This window comes from Amycolatopsis sp. NPDC004747 (assembly GCF_053601335.1).
Genome location: NZ_JBSGBQ010000005.1, coordinates 317,766 through 339,628, shown reverse-complemented (window position 1 = coordinate 339,628; position 21,863 = coordinate 317,766). Strand labels below are relative to the sequence as shown.

The window sequence follows — 21,863 nt, the reverse complement described above, 5'->3', positions numbered from 1 at the left end:
CCGTCGATTAGCGTGGATAGCCGTGACGTGGAGTTCGTACGGGAGTTACCTGGTCATCGTGGTCCTGATCGTCCTCGCGCCGGGACCGGACACGATGGTCATGCTCAAGAATGCCCTCTCCGGCGGGTTCCGGGGCGGCCTCCTCGCCTCTCTCGGCATCTTCGTGGGGAACGCCGTCCAAGGCAGTGCCGCGGCGCTCGGGCTCGGTGTCCTCATCGCCCGGTCGCAGCCGGTGTTCCTCGCGCTCAAGTGGGCCGGGGCCGCCTATCTCGTCTTCCTCGGCGTCCAGGCGCTGCGCGGCGCGTTCCGCGGCGACTACCACGCCGTCGAGCAGGCTCAGCGGCGCCGGGGCGGGGGTTTCCGGCGGTTCCGCGAGGGCTTCCTCTCGAACATCACCAACCCGAAGGTGCTGGTGCTGTACCTGTCCGTGCTGCCGCAGTTCCTCGACCCGGTCCGCACGACGACGTGGGACGCGCTCGCGCTGGCCTACACCGTCGCCGTGCTCGGCGTGCTGTGGCTGCTGGTGCTGCTGGTGTTCGTGCACCGCGTGCGGGCCTGGCTGGAACGCCGCCGGGTGCGTCGCACGCTCGACGGCGTCACCGGCACCGCGTTGCTCGGCTTCGGCGCGGCACTGGCCTTGGAGTCCTGATGACCTGGAGCACCTACGCCGGTTTCGCCGGGATGATGGCCTTCCTGGCGATGATGCCGGGCCCGGACACGATGGTCGTGCTGAAGAACGCCCTGACCGGTGGTGCCCGCGGCGGCGCCTGGGCGTGCGCGGGGATCACCGTCGCGAACTTCCTGCAGGGCACCGCGGCCGCCTTCGGCCTGGGCGCGGTGATCACCCGCTACCGCCCGGTGTTCGAGACGGTGAAGTGGCTCGGCGCGGCCTACCTGGTCTTCCTCGGCATCCAGGCCCTCCGCGGCGCCTGGCGCGGGAACTACGAAGCCCTCGAAGACGTCCGGAGGGCCCGCGCGTCCCGCGGCCGGCGGTTCCGCGAGGGGTTCCTGTCCAACATCACCAACCCGAAGGTGATCGTGCTGTACCTGTCGGTGCTGCCGCAGTTCCTGACCCCTGGCGTGACGGACCAGGCCGACGCGCTCCTGCTGGCGTACACCGTCGCGGCGCTGGGCGTGCTGTGGCAGGTGCTGCTGCTGTTCTTCGTGCACCGGGTGCGCGGCTGGCTGCGGCAGCGGAAGGTGCGGCGGGCGATGGACGGCGCGACGGGCGCAGCACTGGTGGGCTTCGGCGCGGCGCTCGCCCTCGAAGGCTAAAGCGTCCGGTCCAGCCAGTCGTAGATCCGGCCCGCCGCCAGGCGCTGGGCTCCGACGTGGCAGTGCGCGTCCGCGCCTTCCTCCGCGGTGAACGTCAGCAGCGTCTTCGGTCCCGTCAGGTGCGCGTACAGCCGCCGAGGCTCGGTTTCCTGCTCCCCGCCGAAGAAGAGGTCGTCCGCCGCTTCGCAGACCAGGACCGGGCACACGATCTTCTCCGCGACGCCGTTTTCGAGCGTGTACTCCAGGTACTTCGCGATGAACTCGCGATCGGTCGCCGCGCCCAGGACGTACCGGCCGTGGTCGCACGCCCAGCGCAGCGTCGGGCTCGCCTGGCGGCCCGCCGCCAGCAGCGCGTCGAACTCCTCGTCGTGCTCCGCGCGGGCCCGGCGCACGATCTCCGCACGCGGCCAGGGCAGCATCGACGTCACCGCGGCACCCGCGTCGTACACGCCGTCCACCGCGACCACCGCCGCCAGGCGCGGCTCGAACGCCGCCGCACGCGGGGCCAGCATGCCGCCCAGGCTCACGCCGAGCAGGGCGATCCGCTCCGGGTCGACCCCGTCGAGCCCCCGTGCGAAGTCCACCACCGGTGTCACCACGTGCTCCCAGTCCGGCCGGAACACGAGCTTCTCGTACCGGATCGCGCTGGGCTGGCCCGGCCCGTCGAAGGTCAGGACGTGGTAGCCGCGTGAAGCGCCCGCCGCCGCGCCCATGAAGTGGCATTCCTCGGCGCTGCCGTCGAAGCCGTTGTGCATGAGCAGCAGCGGCTTCGGGCCGTCGCCCGGCGCGCGGTAGAGGTAGCCGCGCAAAACCGTTCCCTGGTAGGGGATTTCGACCGGCTCGGCCACCTCCGCACGCCGGAAGCACTCGACGCTCCGGTCGTACGCCGCCGCGATGCGCGGGTCGGCCGGGTCGCCGTGCAGGAAGAACTCCGCCGAGAAGTAGTACGTCGAGGCGCGCAGCAGCAGCTCGCGCGCGGTGACGGGCCCCGCCTCGGCCGCTTCGGTGTACAGCCGGTCGGCCAGCGCGCGGTAGGCGTCGTGCCAGCTGTCGTAGTCGCCCGGCGTCACCGCCGAGGCGGCCGCGAGGACCTCGCCGAACTCCGAGCCGCCGTAGGACGTGTGGCCGAACAGGCGCAGGGTCTCGAACCAGAACTGCGCGTCCTCTTCGAACATCAGCTGCTTCACCGGATCTCCTCCTGGACAAAGGTTTCGAACGAACGGGCCGGCCGCCCGGTGACCTGCTCGACGACCGGGGTGACGCGGTCTTCGGTGCCGCGGCGGATGTCCTCGTCGAGGGCGGCGAGCACGCGGGCGAACTCGGCGGGGACCCCGGACGCGGTCACCCGCGCGGCGAACTCGGCCGTGGTGACCGCGCGGTGGCGCACCGGGCGGCCGAGGTGCGCGGCCACGATCGCGGCCGCTTCGGCGTAGCTCACCGCGGCCGGTCCGGTCAGGACGTGGTCGGTGTTGTGCGGCACCGGATCGGTCAACGCGCGGACGGCGACCGCCGCGATGTCGCCGGCGTCGACGAAGGCGACCCGGGCGTCGCCGGTGGCCGTGACGATCTCGCCGTCCCGCACGCCCTGCGCGACCAAGTGCTCCCCGGTGAAGTTCTGCATGAACCAGGACGGCCGCAGCACGGTCCACTCCGGCACCGCGCGCACCAGCCGCGTCAGCTCGCCGAGCCCGGGGGTCTCGTCGGTGACGGCCGACGAACTGAGCAGGACGACCCGCCGGACGCCCGCGGCCAGCGCGTCGTCCAGGAAGGGCGCCACCAGACCGGCGGGAGACGCTTCGCCGATCGGGGCCAGCAGGTACACCGCGCCGGCCCCGCGCAGCGCGTCCGCGTGGGTGGCGCGGTCGGTCCAGTCGAAGCGGACCTGGCCGGCTTCGCCCGGCTTCCGCGTGGCCGCCCGGGCCGTGACGCCGGTTGCGCGCAGGCCCGCGACGACCCGCCGGCCGGTCGTGCCGGTGCCGCCGAGGACCAGGACGTCAGCCACCGAACGCCGCCGTCAGTTCGTCGAGGCCGCCGAGGACCTCGGCCGCGGCCAGCGGGCTCCAGTAGTCGCGGTAGGTGCGGATCTCCCCGTCCTCGACGGTGATCACGGCGATGTAGGACAGCTCGTACGGCTTCTGCGACGCCACCACGAGCCCGGCCACGGTGAGCTCGACGACGACCACCGCCGGATCGGTGGTCTCGTGCACGGTCTTCGCCGTGACCTCCCGGACGTCCAGCAGGTTCGGGTAGTCACGCAGGTACTCGTGGATCGCCTCGCGCCCTTCGACGCGCTTCGGGTAGCCCGGACCGGCGAACGGGAACTCGAGGACGCCGTCCTCGGCCCAGAGCCCGGCGAACCCGGCCATGTCGTGCTTGAGCAGCAGTTCGAGCGCGTGCTCGACGAGGTCTCGCATCGCAGCCTCCTTCGACGTTCGGACGAGACGGTACCGTCCCGACGTAAGTCACCATAGACGGGACGGTACCGTTCCGTCCACCCGCTAGACTGCGCTCCATGGCACGCACCCCGACCGGCGCCGCGGTCCTCCAGCCCGAGGTCACGCAGGCGATCACCGACGCCGTCCTGCGGGAACTGGCCGACCAGGGCTACGGCCGGCTGTCGATGGAGGCGGTGGCCAAACGCGCCGGAGTCGGCAAGAGCGCGCTCTACCGGCGCTGGCGCTCGAAGGACGAGATGATCGCCGCGGTCGTCACCGAATTCAGCGTGACGCGGGCGGCGGAAGCGGACACCGGTTCACTGCGCGGCGACCTGCGGGAGACCATGCAGGCCCTGATCGACTGGCTGACCCACCCGCTGTTCTCGCGGATCCTGCCGGACCTGGTCGCCGAGGACGCGCGGAACCCCGAGCGCAGCCGCCGCACCCGCGAGAGCATCGGCGGGCAGCGGCGCGAGGTCGGCGAAGCGATGCTGCGCCGGGCCATCGCGCGCGGCGAGCTGCCCGCGGACCTGGACATGGAAATGGCGCTCGACGTGCTGGCCGCGCCGATCTACTGGCGTCTGGTGGTCCGGCAGGCCGAAGCCGAGCCGGACTACGTCGACCGGCTCGTGGCGTACGCCCTGCGCGCACTGGGCGCGCAGGGCGGGTGATTCACTTCCGGTCGGGTTCGCCCGCAACGCGCTTGATGTTCGCGCCCAGGCGGTTCAGGTTCTCGACGAAGTGCGGGTACCCGCGGTCGATGTGGAAGACGTCCCAGACCTCGGTGACGCCGTCCGCGCACAGGCCGGCGAGCACCAGCCCGGCGCCGGCGCGGATGTCCGAAGCCCAGACCGGCGCGCTCGAGAGCTTCTCGACGCCGCGGACCACCGCGTGGTGGCCGTCGGTGCGGGCGTCGCCCGACAACCGGATCATCTCCTCGATGAACCGGAAGCGCGCCTCGTAGACGTTCTCCGTGATCATCGACGTGCCTTCGGACACCGCAGACAGTGCCACCGCGAACGGCTGCAGGTCGGTCGCGAAGCCGGGGTACGGCAGCGTCACCCAGTCGACCGCCTTCGGGCGCTCCGGCTGGGCCACGCGGAAACCCTTGTCGCCGAACGTTTCGACGTCCGCGCCGGCCAGCTGCAGCTTGTTCAGCACCAGGTCGAGGTGGTGCGGGTTGACCCCGCGCACGGTGATGTCGCCGCGGGTCATCGAGGCGGCGAACGCCCAGGTCGCGCCCACGATCCGGTCGCCGATCACGCTGTGCGTGGTCGGGTGCAGCTGCTCCACGCCGTGCACGGTCAGCGTCGAGGTCCCGGCGCCTTCGATCTTGGCGCCCATCTCGGTCAGCATCGTGCAGATGTCGACGATCTCCGGCTCGCGCGCGCAGTTGTCGATCACCGTGGTGCCCTCGGCCAGCACGGCCGCCATCAGGATGTTCTCGGTCGCGCCGACGCTCGGGAAGTCCAGCCAGATCTGCGCGCCGACCAGCGTCTCGGCCTTCGCCACGACGCAGCCGTGCTCGATCGTGCTGGTCGCGCCCAGCTTGCGCAGGCCGTTCTGGTGCATGTCCAGCGGCCGCGAACCGATCGCGTCACCGCCCGGCAGCGCCACGACGGCCTGCTTCAGCCGGCCGACCAGCGGCCCCAGCACGCAGACGGACGCGCGCAGCTTGCCCATCGCCGCCGAGTCGGCGCGGTGCGACAGCTCGGCCGGCGTCGTGATGGTCGCCGTGTCGCCCTCGATGACGACCTCGCAGCCGACGCTCCGCAGCACGTCGCCCATCAGCGGGACGTCGAGGATCTGCGGGCAGTTCGTGATGGTCGTGGTCCCCTCCGCGAGGAGGGCGGCGGCCATCAGCTTCAGCACGCTGTTCTTGGCGCCGACCACGTCGACCTCGCCGACCAGCCGGGCTCCGCCATGCACGTCGAAGTGCTCGCTCATGGCCGCCAATCATGCCCTCTCGCCCGGATTCGGCCCGGGCGGGGGCCGCTATGGTGGGTCCATGGTCGTTCGCATCAACCGCGTGTACACGAAGGTCGGCGACGGCGGCACGACCGCGCTCGGCGACGGGTCCCGCGTGCCGAAGACGTCCCCGCGGCTGGGCGCCTACGCGGACACCGACGAGACGAACTCGGTGCTCGGCCTGGCGATCGCGGTCGGCTCGCTGCCGCCGGAAGTGACGGACGTCCTGCGTGCGGTCCAGAACGATCTCTTCGACGTCGGAGCCGACCTCTGCCTGCCGATCTCCGACGACCCGCCGTACCCGCCGCTGCGGATCACCGAGAAGTACGTCGAGCGCCTGGAAGGCTGGTGCGACGAGTTCAACGAGCGCCTGCCGAAGCTGACGTCGTTCATCCTGCCGGGCGGCACCCCGGGGGCGGCGTTCCTGCACCAGGCGCGCACGGTGGCGCGCCGGGCGGAGCGGTCGGCCTGGGCCCTGCACGAGGCGGAACCCGAGGCGACGAACCCGATCGCGGTGAAGTACCTGAACCGCCTGTCGGACCTGCTGTTCATCCTCGCCCGGCTGGCGAACCCCGAGGGTGACGTGCTGTGGCAGCCGGGCGGGCAGCCCTCCTAGATCCCCCAGCTCTCCCGCAGCGCGCCCAGCGCCTGGTGGAAGCCGGGGAACGTCTTCTTCACGCAGTCCGGGTCGTCCAGCGTGATGCCTTCGGTCAGCAAGCCCGTGATGCTGAACGCCATCGCGATCCGGTGGTCGCGGCGGCACGCCACCAGGGTGCCCGTCGGCCGGCCCGGCTGGATCTCGATCCAGTCGCGGCCCGTCTCGACCTCGATGCCCATCGCGCGCAGGTTCTCCTCGCACGCGTCGAGCCGGTCGCACTCCTTGATGCGCGTGTTGTAGACGTCCTCGATGCGCACCGGGCCGGACGCGAACGGCGCGATCGCCGCCAGGGTCGGGACGGTGTCCGAGATGTCGCGCATGTTCACCGTGATCCCGCGCAGGCCGTCCGACGGGCCCGCGACCGTCACCGAGTCCGGTGACAGCTCCACGTGCGCGCCCATCTCGCGCAGCACGTCGGCGAACTTCACGTCCCCCTGGAGGGCGTCCGAACCGAGGCCGGGGATGGTCACCGTGCGGCCGGTGACCGCGGCCGCGGCCAGGAAGTAGCTCGCCGTCGACGCGTCCGGCTCCACCGGGTACTCGCACGCCTGGTACGGCTGCGCCGGCACCACGAACGTCTGCCCCTCGCGGCGGACGTCGACGCCGAAGCGGCGCATCATCTCGAGGGTGATCTCGACGTACGGCACCGACACGAGGTCGGTCACCGTGATCCGCAGCCCCTCCGCGGTCAGCGGCCCGACCAGCAGCAACGCCGTCAGGAACTGCGAGGACAGGCCCGCGTCGAGGGTCAGCTCGCCGCCCTTGATGCCGTTCGCGCGGACCGTCAGCGGGTGGTGCCCCGGCTCGCCGCCGAACTCGAGGTCGACACCCAGCTCCTGGAGGGCGTCGGTCAGCGGCCCGAGCGGGCGGCGGCGCATCTGGCCGGACGCGTCGAAGCGGAACGTCCCGGTGCCGGCCGCGGCCAGCGCGGGCAGGAACCGGGCCGTCGTGGCGCCGTCCCGGCAGAAGACGTCGGCCTCGGTGACCCCCGGACCCGACGGCCTGCCCTCGATGGTCCACGCGTCCGCCTGCCGGTCGACGCGGTAGCCGAGCTTGACCAGGCCCTCGGCGAAGCCCTCGGTGTCGTCCGAGTGCAGCGGACGGCCGAGGGTGGTGGTGCCGTGCGCGGCGGCGGCCAGGAACAGGCCGCGGGCGGTGACGGACTTGGAGCCGGGGATCTCGACGAGGGTCACACCCCGAGTTTAGTGCGGCGAGATTTCGGCCATCGGGCCCCAGTCGGAGGCGTCCTGGACGTTGATGATCTGCGGGTTGTCGCTGATGTAGGCACCCAGGTTCTCGACCGCCCACTTGAAGTGGTCGGAGCCGACGTGCGCGACGGCCGCATCCTGGCCGTCGAAGCCCTCGACCAGCACGTACGTGTTCTTGTCCTCGAGGCTGCGGGACCATTCGAAGAACCGGTTGCCGGCCTCGGCCCGGGTGTTCGCGGTGTAGTCCGCGACGATCTCCGGCCAGTTTTCCGCGTGCTCCGCTTTGACCGGGAACTTGACCACGATGAGAATCATGCGCTCAACCGTAGGCGAAAGCGGCGGCCGCGGCTGTCTCGGAATGAGACAACCTCAGGAGGCGCGAGGCAGGCGTCGCCCGGGAGGGGCGGATTCGAGCCACGAAAGGAAGCCGGTCAGCGCGCCCGGGCCCATGGCGATCTCGATCGCTTCCTGGGTCTCCGACTCGCAGCGCAGCACGGTCGAGCCCTCGGGAACGGCGTAGGCCTCGGTGCCGGACGGGTCGCGGCGGTCGGCGATCTGCATGCTTTCCCGCTGGAAGACGCGGTCGGCGCCGGTGCGCAGGCTCCACACCCGGTACCAGACGAACTCGTCGCCCTCGTACCGGCCCAGCCCCAGGTGCCAGCTGGACCGCGGGTTGTCCGGACGCCACCGCAGCGCCACGCTCACGCCGCCACCGCGGCGCATCCGGATCCACCGCTGGCCGTACCAGGCGGCCAGCACCGCGAGCACGATCAGGAGCCCGACTACGACCACGGTGATCTTCACGGCCCGGCTCCTGCCCGTCTCGCGCTCAGGCCGTCTGGCCCGCTGCGCGGAGCTGGGCCGAGGCCCTCGCCCGCTCGGTCTCGTCGTCCCCGGTCAGGGCCGCCTTCGCCGCCTCGACGTCGATCTCGTCGGAGAGCTCGGCGCTCTCGGCGAGGATGCTCACCCCGGTGCCGGTCACGGAGAGGAAGCCACCGTGCACGGCCGCGCAGACCGTCTCACCGTCGGTGGTCGTCACCTTGACCACGCCACCCTCGACCAGCTGTCCGAGCACGGGCTCGTGACCGGCCATGATGCCGATCTCACCCTCGGTGGTCTGGGCCACCACGAAAGTGGCAGTACCCGACCAGAGACGGCGCTCGACGGCCACCAGCTCCACGGACATCTCAGCCACGTAGCACTCCTTCGCTCGGGGTGTTACCACCGAGTGTAATAGGTCTGACTCGAGTTACGAGAACGGCGGGGGCCCGAGTCCACAGTGGACACTGCCCCCGCCGCGCTCGCGAGCTCACTTCTTGGTGATTTCCTTGTACTTCTTCTCGAGGTCCTCGAGGCCACCGATACCCAGGAACGCCTGCTCCGGGTAGTGGTCGAAGTCACCCTTGGTGATGCGGTCGAACGACTCGATGGTCTCCGACAGCGGCACCGTCGAGCCCGGAATCTGCGTGAACGCCTCGGCGACCAGCATGTTCTGCGACAGGAACCGCTCGATGCGGCGCGCGCGCTGAACGGTCAGCTTGTCCTCTTCCGACAGCTCGTCCATACCGAGGATCGCGATGATGTCCTGCAGCTCCTTGTACTTCTGCAGGATCCGGATGACCTCGGAGGCCACCCGGTAGTGGTCCTCACCGACGATGGCCGGGTCGAGGATCGTCGACGTCGACGCCAGCGGGTCCACCGCCGGGAAGATGCCCTTCTGGAACACCGACCGGGAGAGCTCGGTGGTGGCGTCCAGGTGGGCGAACGTCGCGGCCGGGGCCGGGTCGGTGTAGTCGTCCGCGGGGACGTAGATCGCCTGCATCGAGGTGATCGAACGGCCACGGGTCGAGGTGATCCGCTCCTGCAGCTGCCCCATCTCGTCGGCCAGCGTCGGCTGGTAACCCACGGCCGACGGCATGCGGCCCAGCAGGGTCGACACCTCGGAGCCGGCCTGGGTGAACCGGAAGATGTTGTCGATGAACAGCAGCACGTCCTGGTTCTGAACGTCGCGGAAGTACTCCGCCATGGTCAGCGCCGACAGCGCGACGCGCATACGCGTGCCCGGCGGCTCGTCCATCTGGCCGAAGATGAGGGCGGTGTCGTTGATGACGCCGTCCTCGGACATCTCCAGGAAGAGGTCGTTGCCCTCACGGGTGCGCTCGCCGACCCCGGCGAACACCGACGTACCACCGAAGTTCCGGGCGACGCGGGTGATCATCTCCTTGATGAGCACCGTCTTGCCGACGCCGGCGCCGCCGAACAGGCCGATCTTGCCACCCTGGACGTACGGGGTGAGCAGGTCGACGACCTTGAGGCCGGTCTCCAGCATCTCGGTCTTGCCCTCGAGCTGGTCGAAGGACGGGGCGCTGCGGTGGATGCCCCAGCGCTCGAGGTCCTCGCCGTAGCCGGGCTCGTCGAGGCACTCGCCAAGGGCGTTGTAGACGTGGCCCTTGACCTTGTCGCCCACCGGGACCGTGATCGGGCCGCCGGTGTCGGTGACCTCGGCGCCGCGCACCAGGCCGTCCTGCGGCTGCAGGGAGATGGTGCGGACGAGGTTGTCGCCCAGGTGGCTGGCGACCTCGAGGGTCACCGTCTTGCGCAGCTGCTCGAACTCGATCTCGACCTTGAGCGCGTTGAACTGGTCGGGCACGGAACCGCGCGGGAACTCGACGTCGACGACCGGCCCGGTCACCGAGACGATGCGCCCCTTGGCGCGCGGGGCTTCAGTACTGGTCATCAATCATCACTTCCTGCTGCGGTGAGCGCGTTCGCGCCACCGACGATTTCGGAGATCTCCTGGGTGATCTGCGCCTGGCGGGCCTGGTTCATCTCCCGCGTCAGGTTGCCGACCAGCTCGTTCGCGTTGTCCGACGCTGCCTTCATCGCCGTCCGGCGGGCGGCCAGCTCGGACGCCGCGGACTCGAGGAGGGCCGCGTAGAGCCGCGTGTTGATGTACTTCGGCAGGAGTGCGTCCAGCAGCTTGTCGGCGCTCGGCTCGAACTCGTAGCTGGGGAGCAGCCCGGCGGGCTTCTCCTCTTCTCCCTCGGAGTACTCGACCTCGAGCGGCGCGACGCGCTTGGCCGTCGGCCGCTGGGTCAGCATCGACACGAACTCGGTGTAGACGATGTGGATCTCGTCGACACCCGTGATGCCGTCGGCGTTGCTGTGCTCGTCGTCGACGCCCCGCATGAACGACTCGACCAGGGCGTCGCCGGCCGCGACCGCGTTCGCGTAGCCCGGCTGGTCGGAGAAGCCCGTCCAGCCGTCCACGACCTCGCGGCCCCGGAACCGGTAGTAGTTCAGCCCCTTGTTGCCGGTGACGTAGATCTGCGGCTCCTTGCCCTCCTCGCGGAGGAGGGCAAGCAGTTCTTCGGTCGCGCGCAGCACGTTGGAGTTGTACCCACCGCACTGGCCCTTGTCACTGGTCACGACCAGGACCGCGGCCCGCTTCGGGTTCGGGCGCTCGACCAGCATGGGGTGGTCGAGCGTGGTGGCCGCGCCGGCCAGCGCCGAGAGCACCTTGGTGATCTCGTCCGCGTACGGCCGGGAAGCGGCGACCCGAGCCCGCGCCTTGGTGATGCGCGCGGTGGCGATGAGCTCCATCGCCTTGGTGATCTTGCCGATCGACTTGGTCGCCTTGATGCGCGACCGGAGTTCCCGGAGTTGTGCGGCCATGAGCTACCAGCTCACTTCTTCGGCGCGGGCTTGTTGACCTTGACGGTCTCCTGCCCGACCTTGTCGGCTTCCATGGCGTCCGCGTTCTCCTCGAGCGGCTTGCCCTCGGAGGTGGTGAACTCCTTCTTGAACTCGTTCACCGCGGCCACCAGCTTGTCGGCGGTCTCGTCCTCGAACTTCCCGGAGTCGCGGATCGCGCCCAGGATGTCGTCGTGCTTGCGGCGGAGCGAGTCGAGGAACTCGTGGTTGAAGCGGCGGACGTCCTCGGTCGGGACCGAGTCGTAGTGGCCGTTCGTGCCCAGCCACACCGTGCAGACCTGCTCCTCGACCGGGATCGGTGAGTACTGCGGCTGCTTGAGCACCTCGTACAGGCGGGCGCCGCGCTCGAGCTGCGCCTTCGACGCGTCGTCGAGGTCCGAGGCGAAGGCCGCGAAGGCCTCCAGCTCGCGGTACTGCGACAGGTCGATGCGGAGCGAGCCGGAGACCGACTTCATCGCCTTGACCTGCGCGGCACCACCCACGCGGGACACCGAGATACCCACGTCGATGGCCGGGCGCTGACCGGCGTTGAACAGGTCCGACTGGAAGAAGCACTGGCCGTCGGTGATCGAGATGACGTTGGTCGGGATGTAGGCCGACACGTCGTTCGCCTTGGTCTCGATGATCGGGAGACCGGTCAGCGAGCCGGCGCCCAGCTCGTCCGACAGCTTCGCGCAGCGCTCCAGCAGGCGGGAGTGCAAGTAGAAGACGTCGCCGGGGAACGCCTCGCGGCCCGGCGGGCGGCGCAGCAGCAGCGAGATCGCGCGGTAGGCGTCGGCCTGCTTGGTCAGGTCGTCGAACACGATGAGGACGTGCTTGCCCTCGTACATCCAGTGCTGGCCGATGGCCGAGCCGGTGTACGGCGCGATCCACTTGAAGCCGGCCGAGTCGGACGCGGGGGCCGCGACGATCGTGGTGTACTCCAGCGCGCCGGCGTCCTCGAGGGACTTCTTCACGGCGGCGATCGTGGAGCCCTTCTGGCCGACCGCGACGTAGATGCAGCGGACCTGCTTCTTCGGGTCGCCGGTCTCCCAGTTGGCCTTCTGGTTGATGATCGTGTCCACGGCGACGGCGGTCTTGCCCGTCTTGCGGTCACCGATGATCAGCTGGCGCTGGCCGCGCCCGATCGGCGTCATCGCGTCGATGGCGGTGATGCCGGTCTGCAGCGGCTCCGACACCGGCTGGCGCTCGACCACCGAGGCGGCCTTCAGCTCCAGGGCACGGCGGTCGGTGGTCTCGATGTCGCCGAGGCCGTCGATCGCCTGGCCCAGCGGGTTGACGACGCGGCCGAGGTAGCCGTCGCCGACCGGCACCGACAGGACCTGGCCGGTGCGCTTGACCTGCTGGCCCTCTTCGATGCTTTCGAAGTCACCGAGGATCGCGGCACCGATGGAGCGCGCGTCCAGGTTCAGTGCGACGCCCAGGACGCCGCCGGGGAACTCGAGCAGCTCGTTGGCCATGGCCGAGGGCAGGCCCTCGACGTGGGCGATGCCGTCACCGGCGTCCACCACGGTGCCAACTTCTTCCCGGCTCACGTCCGGGGCGTAACTCGAGACGTAGTTCTCGATCGCGCTACGGATCTCATCCGAGGAGATCGTCAGCTCGGCCATGTCTTTCCCGCTCTCGCTTCGTTCTTGCCAGTATGCAAAGTCTTGTGTGACCTGGGGCTATGCCCGGGCCAGCCGCCTGCGCAACGCCGCGAGCTGCCCCGCCGCGCTCCCGTCGATGACCTCGTCGCCGACGCGGACGACGAGACCGCCGCCGAGCCGGGGGTCGACCTCGACGTGCAGAGCGATCGGCCGCCCGTAGAGGGCGTCGAGCTTCGCGCCCAGCTGGGCGACCTGCTCGTCGGACAGGGCGTTCGCGCTGGTCACGTAGGCGACCGAGCGCTGGCGCCGCTCCGCGGCCAGCTTCACCAGCTTGTCGAGCCCGATGCCGACGCCACGGCCCTTGGCCCGGCGCACGACCTGCTCGACGAGGGTCTCGGTGACCACGTCCACCTTGTCGGCGAACAGCCCGCGCACCAGCGTGCGCTTCGCGTCGGCGGAACCGGTCAGGTCCGACAGCGCCTTCTCGAGCTCGGGGTGGTTGGCCACGACCCGCGCGACCTGGAAGAGCTGGGATTCGACGGTGTCGACGTTCCCGGTCTTCTCCGCCGCGGTGAGCAGGGCCGAGCGACCGAGCGACTCGAGGCCGTCGGTCAGCTCGCGGGGGCTGGACCAGCGGCTGCCCGCCACGGTGTCGAGCACCTTCAGGGCCGGCTCGGACAGCTTGCCGTCGAACAGCCGGCGCACCAGCCCGGTGCGCGCCTCCGCCGTCGCCGACGCGTCGCTCACCGCCCGGCGCAGGCCGATCTCCCGGTCCAGCAGGTCGACGACGGAGAGCAGCTCGTCGCCGACCGTGGCGGCGTCGGCGCCCGCGTCGGCCAGAACCTCGCCGAGGCGTTCCTCGGCGAGGCCGAGCGCTTCACGGCTCGCAGCATGCAGCGTCATCCTGGTCTACTTCCCCGCTCCGTTGGAGGCACCGGCGGTCTCCAGCTCCGCCAGGAACCGGTCGACGGTGCCGCGGCGGCGCGCCTCGTCCTCGAGCGACTCGCCGACGATCCGGCTGGCCAGCTCGACGGCGTTGCGGCCCATGTCGGCCCGCAGCTCCGCGATGATCTGCGCCTTCTGGGCCTGCAGCTGGGCCTGGCCCTGGGCGACGATGCGCTGGGACTCGGCCTCCGCCTCGGCCCGCAGCTCCGCCTTGATCTGCTCGGCTTCGAGCCGGGCGTCGTCGCGGATCTTCGCGGCTTCGGTGCGGGCTTCCTGCAGCTGGGCCTTGTACTTGGCCAGCGCCTCTTCGGCCTCGGCCTGGGCCCGCTCGGCCTTCTCGATGCCTCCCTCGATCTTCTGCGCACGCTCTTCGTACGCGGCCTCGAAGCGAGGGACGACGTACTTCTTGAGGATGAACAGCAGGATCAGGAAGGCGACGATGCCGAGGATCAGCTCCGACCAGTCGGGGATGATCGGGTTGTGCGCCTTACCCTCTGCGGCGAGGACCAAAGCACTGTTCAGCACGGCGTCTCCTTAAGCGAGATGAGCGAGACTCAGCCTGCGGAGGCGATGAAGTAGATGACGATGCCGATCAGGGCGAGCACCTCGGTCAGAACGAAGGTCGAGAAGCCGATGCCCTGCAGCTTGCCCTGCGCCTCCGGCTGGCGGGCGGTGCCGTTGATGACGGCGGCGAAGATCAGACCCACACCGATGCCCGGGCCGATCGCGCCCAGGCCGTAACCGATCGCGGCGAGGCCGGGGTTGAGGTTGACAGCCTGCTCCGCGGCCTGGGCCAGAACGATGTTGCTCACGTGCATTTCCCTTCACTTCGGTCCACGCGCTCGCGTGGATCGGGGGCTTGTGTTCTCAGTGCTCCGACGCCAGCGCGGCGCCGATGTACCCGGCCGACAGCAGGGCGAAGATGTAGGCCTGCAGCACCTGGATGAAGGCCTCGAGGAACGTCATCCCGATGGCGAAGATCCACGCCACCAGGGAAACCGGCTTCAGCGCCCAGCCCGAGGTCTCGGTCAGCAGGAAGGTGCCGCCGAGGGTGAACACCGCCAGGATCAGGTGACCCGCGAACATGGCGGCGAAAACACGGATGGCGAGCGTGAGCGGGTTGAGGAAGAACTTCTCCGCGAACTCGATCAGCGCGAAGAGCGGCAGCACCGGGCCCGGCACGCCCGGCGGCGCGAGTTCCTTCTTGAAGTAGCCCTTGAAGCCGTGCCGCTTGAACCCGACGTAGTGGTACACCGGGTAGACGACGAGGACCGCCAGTGCGGCCGGGAAACCGAACCGCGCCATGGTCGGGAACTGCAGGAACGGGATGATCCCGTAGAGGTTGTTCACCAGAACGAAGGTGAACAACGAGAAAACGAGCGGCACGAACGGCTTGAAATCCTTCGAGCCGATCTGCTCGCGCGCGATGTTGTTGCGGCTGAAGTCGTAGATCGACTCCGCGATGAACTGCCCCTTGCCCGGCACGACCTGTAGCTTGCGGGTCGCCAGCAGGAAGTACGTCGCGATGATGACAACCGAAAGCACGACGAGCAGCATCGGCTTGGTGACTCCGCCGAACAACGCCGGCAACTCGAAGCTTTCGGCGCCGGGCGGCGCGAACGTCGCACCCTCGGCCAATACCAGCGCGCCCACTGGGCTCCTTCCGGTTCTCCCGGCCGGCGTTCACTCCGCCGGGGGAATCGTCACGATCTGGACTTAACGTACCCGATACGTATCGGGACGTCGGAGGCGGCTACCCCACCGTCCGCAGAACACACCTTCACGTTCTGCACACGGGGTTGTCTCGCGTGAACACTGCCCTGCGGTCTACTTCGGACCAGCGGCCGGACGGCGGACTACACGGTCGCCACACTGCTGATCGCGGTTCGTCTCGGGAAGCGCGCGGCCGAGGCCGCCACCCTTGACGCGGACCATACCAGCAGGTCAATCCGTGCCGGACAGCTGTACTCCTAACCAACCGATCAGCCCAGGACTTAGGTCCCGGGTCATCCCGGGACCCAGGTCCGGCGCGGGCCGGGACCCGCTCGGGATCACCGCAGGCGACGGGTCCCGGTCACCGTCCGCAGCGCGCACGAAAGCGCACTGGTGTGGCACCGGTCACACTCAAGCGGCCGCAGGCGAGTGCACGAAGAGTAACGGAAGTCCGCGGCAAAACGGACGGCGTCAGGAGGGGATGATCGTCGGGATCTTGGTCTTGCGGAACGCGGCGAACTCGGCCGCGGCGGCGAGCATGATCGCCACGATCATCGTGATGCCGAGCGACATCGGGTGCAGCGCGGTGACGCCCTTCAGCAGCGTCAGCGCCCCGAAGAGCAGGACGACCTTCACCACGTACCCGCCGAGCGCGATGACCATGACAAACATCGGATCCTGGCCCGCGCTGAACTTCATCATGCCCAGTGTGGACAGCGAAGCCAGCATCGCCAGCACGCCGCCGACCAGCGAACCGAGGAAGCCCGGCAGGCCGTTGAGGATGCTGAACAACGCGATGCAGACCAGCACGGCGGGCGGGGTCACCAGCAGCGAAGCCTTCGTCATCGCGCGGGCGGCCTGCAGCACCACCTTGGCGTGCGGGTTCTCCTGCTCGTGCGTTTCGGCTTCGCTCACACCTGGCTCCCTGCTCGGTTGCCCCCGAGTGTAGAGAACCCCGCGGGTCAGGTCCCCGGCTGGTTGCGCGAGCGCAGCCGCGGGACGATCGAGACGACCACCGCGAACACCAGCCCGGCACCGATGATCCACAGCGCCGCGGCGTCGTTGAACAACGTCACCGAGACCGCGCCGAAGGCGAGGATGCCGGCCCACAAGTAGATCAGCAGGACCGCGCGGCGCTGGGAGTGGCCGATCTCCAGCAGGCGGTGGTGCAGGTGCATCTTGTCCGCGGCGAACGGGCTTTCGCCGCGGCGCGTGCGCCGGACGACGGCCATGATCAGGTCGAGCATCGGCACGAACAGCACCGCCGCCACGACCACGAGCGGCGAGAGCAGCGCGATCGCGTCCTTGCCGCTGAACTGCGGGTACGGCACGCGCCCGGACGCCGACGTCGTCGCGCCGGCGAGCATCAGGCCGATCATCATCGAGCCGGAGTCGCCCATGAAGATCTTCGCCGGCTGGAAGTTGTACGGCAGGAACCCCAGACAGGCACCGGCGAGCGTGGCCGCGATCAGCGCGGGCGGGTAGGTGCCGACGTCGCCGCCGGAGCTGTCGAGCAGGCCGAGCGAAAACGCGCAGGTGGCGGCGGCCGCGATGAAACCGAGGCCGCCGGCCAGCCCGTCGAGGCCGTCGACGAAGTTCATCGCGTTGACCATGACCACGACCATCACGACGGTGAGCAGCGCACCCTGGTTCTTGTCGAGTACCAGCACCGAGCCGAACGAACCGCCGGTGCCGCCCCACGGCACCCAGAACGACACCCACTGCACGCCGAAGATGACCAGGATGCCGGCGCACATGACCTGGCCGGCCAGCTTCGTCCAGGCGTCCAGCTCGAACCGGTCGTCGAGCGCGCCGATCAGCGAGATGACACCGGCGGCGAGCAGCACGCCGACCGAGTCGAACGAGGCGTCGAAGCCGTGCGACAGCGCGGGCAGCTGGTGGGCCAGGCCCATCGCGCCGGCGACGCCGAGGTAGATGCCGACCCCGCCCATCCGCGGGATCGGGGCGACGTGCACGTCACGCGCACGCGGGTTGGCGATCGCGCCGACGCGGATCGCGACCCGGCGCACGACGCCGGTGAGCAGGTAGGTCACGGCCGTCGCGGTCAGCGCGACGAGGATGTATTCCCGGATGGGGAGGAGACCGGATGTGGGCGGCACGGGGACGTCACGCTCGCGGGGTCGGGGTCACCCGCGACACGCTATCGTGCCGCGGATCCGCCCGTGATCCGGCTTCAGGCCAACGATTCCGCGGGCACACCGAGCACCTCCGCGATGGCTTCCTTGCCGACGGCGCCCTCGCGCAGCACGACCGGTTCGGTGCCGGTGAGGTCCACGATGCTCGACGCGACGGCCGCCCCGCTCGACCCGCCGTCGAGGTACACCGCGACCGAATCGCCGAGCTGTTCCTGGGCTTCCTGAGCGGTGCTGGCGGGCGGGCGGCCGGAGACGTTCGCGCTCGAGACGGCCATCGGGCCGACGTCGCGCAGCAGCTCGAGGGCCACGGGGTGCAGCGGCATCCGCAGCATGACGGTGCCGCGGGCGTCGCCGAGGTTCCACTGGAGGCTCGGCGCGTGCGGCAGCACGATGGAGAGATCGCCGGGCCAGAAGGCTTCGATGAGCGCCCGCGCCTGCGGCGGCATGCCGAGCACCAGTCCGTCCACAGTGGACCACGAGCCGACGAGCACGCCGACGGGCATGTCCGGGCCGCGGTTCTTGGCGCGCAGCAGAGCTTGGACGGCCCCGGCGTCGAAGGCGTCGGCCCCGATGCCGTAGACGGTGTCGGTCGGCAGGACGACCAGCCTGCTGGACCGCACCGCCCCGGCCGCGGCGGCCAGCCCGTCGGCCCGGGTCTCGCGCTTGCTGCAGTCGTAGACCACGCTCATGGGGGCCAAGCGTAGTCCCGCCGGTCAGGAGGGCGTTCGCGGCGTCACACCGGCGCGGGCCGCGGGCCTCACCGCGCGGGCTGCGGGGCCGATTCTCCGGGCGGGCCTTGGGGCGCCCCCCGTCTTCCACGCTACCGGTGGGCACCGACGGTTTCCGGCGCTCCCGGCCCCTGCGGCCGGAGTTGTCCACAACGCTCGCCGGGCTGACAACCGGTCAGACTTTCGTCGTGGGGCAAGCGGGTAAACCTCGCCGCGAGGCAGAACCGCGACAGCGGGGCTCAATACGGTCGATCTTCGGGAACCACCACCCCCGTGGGTTCCCAGTGAAGGAGCCGCACATGCGCCCCAGAACCCCGAAAGCGCTCGCCCTGCTCGCCGCCGTCGCCGTCCTGACCGGGCTCGGTACCGGGACCGCCGCCGCCGAGCCGCTCACCCGTGGCTGGCCCGCCCCGATCGATGCCGCCCACTGGGAGAACCAGGACCACATGACCTGGTCCGACTACCGCAAGGTCCCCGGCACGAACTGGGCCGATCCGAACCTGAAGCCGACCCAGCGCACCTTCAAGGGCGCCGTCGTCCTCGCCGACTACCCGGACCAGGACTTCGTCGTCACGAAGCCGGCGAAGTCGACCATCTTCGGCAACCCCGGCCCCGCCGCCGCGAACATCCCCCGCGCCCAGGTCGCGCAGTACTACCAGGACTTCCTCAACAAGCCCGAAGCCCTCAACAACGGCCACACGATCAACGAGTACTGGATGGAGGACTCCGGCGGCCGGTTCGGCGTGCAGCTGACCGCGTTCGGGCCGTACCGGATGCCCGGGAAGTCCTACGAATACGGCATGGAGTTCCAGCCGAGCGCCTGCCCGCCCGGCGCGAACTGCTCCCGCGACATCCGCAAGGACGCCGGCGACGCCTGGCGCGCCGACGTCGGTGACACCGCGAAGCAGTTCGACTTCGTCTTCTACCTCTCCGCCGGCCAGGACGAGAGCTCGACCTGGCAGGAGTTCGGCGAGATGAAGTTCGGAACCAAGGAGAACGTGCCGGACAGCTTCGGGCCGCCGAACCACGACCTGCCCAACTTCGCGGCGACCCGGTACGTGCCGTGGACGTCGTGGGCGTCGGCCGCCAGCATCTGGCCGAACGCCCAGGACGGCAGCTCGGTGCAGGCCGAAAGCTCCGGCCAGTCGACCTACGCCCACGAGTTCAGCCACATCCTGGGCATCGGCGACAACTACAACAACCCGTTCGGCAACCCGCCGTCGCGCAGCTACAGCGGGCCGTGGGACATGCTGTCGCGCGGGACGTTCAACGGGCCGGGCGGACCGCACACGCGCTGGCAGATCCCGGCGACGCAGGGCAGTTCGATGGGGGCCCAGCACCAGCTGCGCAACAAGCTGAAGCTCGGCATCGTCGACCCGGCGGACGTCCTGCAGCTGGACCGGAACGAGCTGGCGTCGACGGGCCCGGTCTCGGCCCGGTTGACCGCCCGCGAGACCGAAGCGCAGCCCGGCGCGTTCACCGGCCTGAACATCAAGCTGACCGGCGGCGACAAGGCGCCGGCGTGCGACCGGTCGAAGGACCCGTTCTGCGACGGCGGCGGCTACGACAACTACACGGTCGAGGTCGTCGACCGGATGGGCGCGGACTCCTTCGCGCCCGACTCCGGCGTGCTGATCACCAAGACGAAGAACAAGGACAACGCGCCCTTCGACTGGGTGATCGACGCGAATCCGCAGGACATCGGCATCACCGACTACACGAAGCCGGACGGCACGCCGGTGAAGATCACCATCGGTGACTACCGCCAGCTCAACGACGCCCTGTTCAAGGCGGGCACCGAGGCCTCGAGCCCGTACGAGTACACCGACCAGGCGAACCGGCTGCGGTTCCTGATCACCGACCTGGCCCGCGACCGCCGGGGAGTCCTGTCGTACACGGTGACAGTGGCCTCGCTGGACGGCGCGGGCAGCCAGGCCCGCGGCGCGGCGCTGACGCCGGCGCTCCCGGCCATCGCCCGCGGCGGCCTGGCGACGTGCGACTTCGGCCTGCTCAACACGGGCTCGGCCCGCGGCGCGCGGGCACCGTACGACACGGACACCTACCGGCTGAGCGTGTCGACGGACGCCCGCGGCTGGGAGGTCCGCCTGCCGAACGAGCTGGCGACGGCGAAGTTCGGCGGCCAGGTGAAGGTGCCGGCGTACGCGAAGCGCGGCCAGGGCGGTGACCTGGCGGCCAGGGTGAAGCTGACGGCGACATCGGTGAGCGACCCGTCGAAGACCGCGACGGCGAGCTGCACGGCCTTCGGCTTCTAGCGAGTGGCCCGGAGGGGTTGTGGACAACTTGGTCCGCGCCCCTCCGGGCCGCCGGAAACTGTCGGTGGCTGCCGGTAGCGTGGAAGACGGGGGGCGCCCCCAAGGCGGCCCCTCAACGCGGCTGACACGGCGGCTCCGCACGGCGGCCCCCAACACGGCCCCGCCCGGCGGCCCCCAACACGGCCCCACGGCGGCTCACACGCAGCCGAGGCGGCCCCCAACACGGCTCACACGCAGCCGAGGTGGCCCCTCGCTCAGCCCAGCCGGCGCGCCGTCACGAATCGTGCTCGTCCGGTCAGGTCCGCGTGGTCCTCGACGCCCGTCAGCACCCGCCGGGCCCGGACCAGCGCCGGGACCGCCGAACCGTGGGTGTCGTCGTGCTCGATCGCCAGGCCGCCTCCCGGGCGCAGCAGGCGGGCTCCCGCCGCGATCGCGTGGCGGATCACCGCCAGGCCGCTCTCCTCCGCGAACACCGCGCGCGGCGGGTCGTGCTCCGCGACCTCCGGGGGCACCGGGGTGCCCTCCGGGACGTACGGCGGGTTGCACAGCACCAGGTCGACCAGGCCGTCGAGCTCGGCGAACATCGTCGGGTCGCCGATGTCGCCCGAGTACAGCCGGATCGGGGTGTTGCCCGCGTCGGCGTGGACGTCCGCGTTGTGGCGGGCCCAGGCCAGCGCCTGCGGGTCGATGTCCACCGCGTAGACCACCGCGTCCGGGCGGGCGTTGGCCACCGCCAGCGCCAGCGCGCCGGAGCCCGTGCACAGGTCCACCACCACCGGGAACTCCCGGCCCTGCAGGAACTTGATCCCCCACTCGAGCAGCAGCTCGGTCTCCGGCCGCGGGACGAACACGCCGGCGCCGACCGCGACCGTGATGTCGCCGAGCGCGGCCCAGCCGGTCAGGTACTGCAGCGGGATGCGCTTGGCGCGCTGCTGGACGAGCTGGCCGATGGCCTCGATGACCGGCGGGTCGACCAGCGGCACCATCGGCAGCCTGCCGCGTTCGACCCCGAGCACGTGCGCGGCGATCACCTCGGCGTCGAACCGCGGGGAGGCGACGCCCGCGCGCTCGAGGATCCGGGTGGCCTCGATGATGGCCAGGCGCAGCGGCTGCCGATTCACTCGTCGTCCTTCACCTCGTCGAGCCTGGCACACCAGGCGGAACTCCCCCGTGAGGACACGCGCCGGTCCTACGCCGTCCA

At 70.3% G+C, this 21,863-nt stretch carries 23 protein-coding genes and 1 pseudogene; 5 read left to right on the top strand and 19 right to left on the bottom strand.

What is annotated here, in order from left to right; all coding sequences use genetic code 11:
- Positions 1 to 22 precede the first annotated feature (22 nt).
- Together ACWEGE_RS10530 and ACWEGE_RS10525 are read left to right on the top strand one after the other, a co-directional pair.
- Positions 23 to 649 carry a LysE family translocator gene (locus ACWEGE_RS10530; protein ID WP_449660173.1) on the top strand — a complete coding sequence of 209 codons (627 nt, stop codon included), beginning with the start codon at positions 23 to 25 and terminating at the stop codon, positions 647 to 649.
- The gene (locus ACWEGE_RS10525) at positions 649 to 1,275 is read left to right on the top strand and encodes a LysE family translocator (protein ID WP_449660172.1); all 627 of its coding nucleotides are present in this window, start codon (positions 649 to 651) and stop codon (positions 1,273 to 1,275) included. The genes ACWEGE_RS10530 and ACWEGE_RS10525 overlap by 1 nt, the downstream gene beginning before the upstream one ends.
- Here the strand turns inward: ACWEGE_RS10525 and ACWEGE_RS10520 are convergent.
- From ACWEGE_RS10520 to ACWEGE_RS10510, 3 genes and pseudogenes are all read right to left on the bottom strand, one after another.
- Positions 1,272 to 2,462, bottom strand: coding sequence for an alpha/beta hydrolase family protein (locus ACWEGE_RS10520; protein ID WP_449660171.1), 1,191 nt, complete (start codon positions 2,460 to 2,462; stop codon positions 1,272 to 1,274). The two genes, ACWEGE_RS10525 and ACWEGE_RS10520, sit on opposite strands and share 4 nt — an antisense overlap.
- Positions 2,459 to 3,277 carry an NAD(P)H-binding protein gene (locus ACWEGE_RS10515; RefSeq protein ID WP_449660170.1) on the bottom strand — a complete coding sequence of 273 codons (819 nt, stop codon included), beginning with the start codon at positions 3,275 to 3,277 and terminating at the stop codon, positions 2,459 to 2,461. The genes ACWEGE_RS10520 and ACWEGE_RS10515 overlap by 4 nt, the downstream gene beginning before the upstream one ends.
- A pseudogene (locus ACWEGE_RS10510) lies at positions 3,270 to 3,713 on the bottom strand (nuclear transport factor 2 family protein); the annotation flags it as partial. The gene ACWEGE_RS10515 and the pseudogene ACWEGE_RS10510, both read right to left, overlap by 8 nt.
- Before the next feature lie 74 nt (positions 3,714 to 3,787).
- Between ACWEGE_RS10510 and ACWEGE_RS10505 the strand changes: the two are divergent.
- The gene (locus ACWEGE_RS10505) at positions 3,788 to 4,381 is read left to right on the top strand and encodes a TetR/AcrR family transcriptional regulator (protein WP_449660169.1); all 594 of its coding nucleotides are present in this window, start codon (positions 3,788 to 3,790) and stop codon (positions 4,379 to 4,381) included.
- 1 nt (position 4,382) lies between these two features.
- Here ACWEGE_RS10505 and murA read toward each other — a convergent pair whose 3' ends face one another.
- Complete coding sequence (murA, locus tag ACWEGE_RS10500; protein WP_176175206.1) at positions 4,383 to 5,657, bottom strand: UDP-N-acetylglucosamine 1-carboxyvinyltransferase; 1,275 nt, start codon at positions 5,655 to 5,657, stop codon at positions 4,383 to 4,385.
- 61 nt (positions 5,658 to 5,718) lie between these two features.
- On the opposite strand from murA, the gene ACWEGE_RS10495 reads away from it, so the two are divergent.
- Positions 5,719 to 6,294: a cob(I)yrinic acid a,c-diamide adenosyltransferase gene (locus ACWEGE_RS10495; RefSeq protein WP_449660168.1), complete on the top strand. Its 576-nt coding sequence runs from the start codon at positions 5,719 to 5,721 to the stop codon at positions 6,292 to 6,294.
- Here ACWEGE_RS10495 and aroA read toward each other — a convergent pair.
- From aroA to ACWEGE_RS10425, 14 genes are all read right to left on the bottom strand, one after another.
- Positions 6,291 to 7,529: a 3-phosphoshikimate 1-carboxyvinyltransferase gene (gene aroA / locus ACWEGE_RS10490; protein WP_449660167.1), complete on the bottom strand. Its 1,239-nt coding sequence runs from the start codon at positions 7,527 to 7,529 to the stop codon at positions 6,291 to 6,293. The genes ACWEGE_RS10495 and aroA overlap by 4 nt on opposite strands.
- Positions 7,530 to 7,538: 9 nt before the next feature.
- Positions 7,539 to 7,859 (bottom strand): putative quinol monooxygenase, encoded by a 321-nt coding sequence (locus ACWEGE_RS10485; RefSeq protein ID WP_449660166.1) that lies wholly within the window; start codon positions 7,857 to 7,859, stop codon positions 7,539 to 7,541.
- 54 nt (positions 7,860 to 7,913) lie between these two features.
- Entirely contained in the window at positions 7,914 to 8,348 is a 435-nt protein-coding gene (locus tag ACWEGE_RS10480; protein ID WP_003102655.1) for a DUF2550 domain-containing protein, read from the bottom strand.
- A 25-nt stretch (positions 8,349 to 8,373) separates the two neighbouring features.
- Entirely contained in the window at positions 8,374 to 8,739 is a 366-nt protein-coding gene (locus ACWEGE_RS10475) for a F0F1 ATP synthase subunit epsilon (protein ID WP_013229521.1), read from the bottom strand.
- Positions 8,740 to 8,853: 114 nt separating this feature from the next.
- Positions 8,854 to 10,281 (bottom strand): F0F1 ATP synthase subunit beta, encoded by a 1,428-nt coding sequence (atpD, locus tag ACWEGE_RS10470; protein WP_086840690.1) that lies wholly within the window; start codon positions 10,279 to 10,281, stop codon positions 8,854 to 8,856.
- Positions 10,281 to 11,219 carry a F0F1 ATP synthase subunit gamma gene (locus tag ACWEGE_RS10465; protein WP_449660165.1) on the bottom strand — a complete coding sequence of 313 codons (939 nt, stop codon included), beginning with the start codon at positions 11,217 to 11,219 and terminating at the stop codon, positions 10,281 to 10,283. The genes atpD and ACWEGE_RS10465 overlap by 1 nt, the downstream gene beginning before the upstream one ends.
- Before the next feature lie 11 nt (positions 11,220 to 11,230).
- Entirely contained in the window at positions 11,231 to 12,868 is a 1,638-nt protein-coding gene (gene atpA, locus ACWEGE_RS10460; protein WP_449660164.1) for a F0F1 ATP synthase subunit alpha, read from the bottom strand.
- A 57-nt stretch (positions 12,869 to 12,925) separates the two neighbouring features.
- Positions 12,926 to 13,750, bottom strand: a complete 825-nt coding sequence (locus tag ACWEGE_RS10455) for a F0F1 ATP synthase subunit delta (RefSeq protein WP_449660163.1) — start codon at positions 13,748 to 13,750, stop codon at positions 12,926 to 12,928.
- Between the two features lie 6 nt (positions 13,751 to 13,756).
- Positions 13,757 to 14,317, bottom strand: a complete 561-nt coding sequence (locus ACWEGE_RS10450) for a F0F1 ATP synthase subunit B (RefSeq protein ID WP_449660162.1) — start codon at positions 14,315 to 14,317, stop codon at positions 13,757 to 13,759.
- 29 nt (positions 14,318 to 14,346) lie between these two features.
- A complete protein-coding gene (locus tag ACWEGE_RS10445) occupies positions 14,347 to 14,604 on the bottom strand; it encodes an ATP F0F1 synthase subunit C (protein ID WP_449660161.1) in 258 nt (85 codons plus the stop codon).
- Positions 14,605 to 14,659: 55 nt separating this feature from the next.
- Positions 14,660 to 15,445: a F0F1 ATP synthase subunit A gene (gene atpB / locus ACWEGE_RS10440; RefSeq protein ID WP_449660160.1), complete on the bottom strand. Its 786-nt coding sequence runs from the start codon at positions 15,443 to 15,445 to the stop codon at positions 14,660 to 14,662.
- Positions 15,446 to 15,976: 531 nt separating this feature from the next.
- A complete protein-coding gene (locus ACWEGE_RS10435) occupies positions 15,977 to 16,420 on the bottom strand; it encodes a hypothetical protein (RefSeq protein WP_086840678.1) in 444 nt (147 codons plus the stop codon).
- A gap of 47 nt (positions 16,421 to 16,467) precedes the next feature.
- Positions 16,468 to 17,625 carry a glycosyltransferase family 4 protein gene (locus ACWEGE_RS10430; protein ID WP_449660159.1) on the bottom strand — a complete coding sequence of 386 codons (1,158 nt, stop codon included), beginning with the start codon at positions 17,623 to 17,625 and terminating at the stop codon, positions 16,468 to 16,470.
- A 74-nt stretch (positions 17,626 to 17,699) separates the two neighbouring features.
- The gene (locus tag ACWEGE_RS10425) at positions 17,700 to 18,350 is read right to left on the bottom strand and encodes an L-threonylcarbamoyladenylate synthase (RefSeq protein ID WP_449660158.1); all 651 of its coding nucleotides are present in this window, start codon (positions 18,348 to 18,350) and stop codon (positions 17,700 to 17,702) included.
- A 338-nt stretch (positions 18,351 to 18,688) separates the two neighbouring features.
- Here ACWEGE_RS10425 and ACWEGE_RS10420 point away from each other — a divergent pair, with 338 nt between their 5' ends.
- A complete protein-coding gene (locus ACWEGE_RS10420) occupies positions 18,689 to 20,662 on the top strand; it encodes a M6 family metalloprotease domain-containing protein (protein ID WP_449660157.1) in 1,974 nt (657 codons plus the stop codon).
- 254 nt (positions 20,663 to 20,916) lie between these two features.
- Here the strand turns inward: ACWEGE_RS10420 and prmC are convergent, their stop codons facing one another.
- A complete protein-coding gene (gene prmC / locus ACWEGE_RS10415) occupies positions 20,917 to 21,783 on the bottom strand; it encodes a peptide chain release factor N(5)-glutamine methyltransferase (RefSeq protein ID WP_449660156.1) in 867 nt (288 codons plus the stop codon).
- Between the last annotated feature and the right edge of the window lie 80 nt (positions 21,784 to 21,863).

Bases quoted from the DNA above. Each gene is read 5' to 3' on its own strand.
- ACWEGE_RS10495 (WP_449660168.1), top strand. From the start codon at position 5,719: ATGGTCGTTCGCATCAACCGCGTGTACACGAAGGTCGGCGACGGCGGC.
- ACWEGE_RS10525 (WP_449660172.1), top strand. From the start codon at position 649: ATGACCTGGAGCACCTACGCCGGTTTCGCCGGGATGATGGCCTTCCTG.
- murA (WP_176175206.1), bottom strand. From the start codon at position 5,657: ATGAGCGAGCACTTCGACGTGCATGGCGGAGCCCGGCTGGTCGGCGAG.
- ACWEGE_RS10505 (WP_449660169.1), top strand. From the start codon at position 3,788: ATGGCACGCACCCCGACCGGCGCCGCGGTCCTCCAGCCCGAGGTCACG.
- ACWEGE_RS10455 (WP_449660163.1), bottom strand. From the start codon at position 13,750: ATGACGCTGCATGCTGCGAGCCGTGAAGCGCTCGGCCTCGCCGAGGAA.
- ACWEGE_RS10425 (WP_449660158.1), bottom strand. From the start codon at position 18,350: ATGAGCGTGGTCTACGACTGCAGCAAGCGCGAGACCCGGGCCGACGGG.
- ACWEGE_RS10485 (WP_449660166.1), bottom strand. From the start codon at position 7,859: ATGATTCTCATCGTGGTCAAGTTCCCGGTCAAAGCGGAGCACGCGGAA.
- atpA (WP_449660164.1), bottom strand. From the start codon at position 12,868: ATGGCCGAGCTGACGATCTCCTCGGATGAGATCCGTAGCGCGATCGAG.
- ACWEGE_RS10465 (WP_449660165.1), bottom strand. From the start codon at position 11,219: ATGGCCGCACAACTCCGGGAACTCCGGTCGCGCATCAAGGCGACCAAG.
- atpD (WP_086840690.1), bottom strand. From the start codon at position 10,281: ATGACCAGTACTGAAGCCCCGCGCGCCAAGGGGCGCATCGTCTCGGTG.
- ACWEGE_RS10420 (WP_449660157.1), top strand. From the start codon at position 18,689: ATGCGCCCCAGAACCCCGAAAGCGCTCGCCCTGCTCGCCGCCGTCGCC.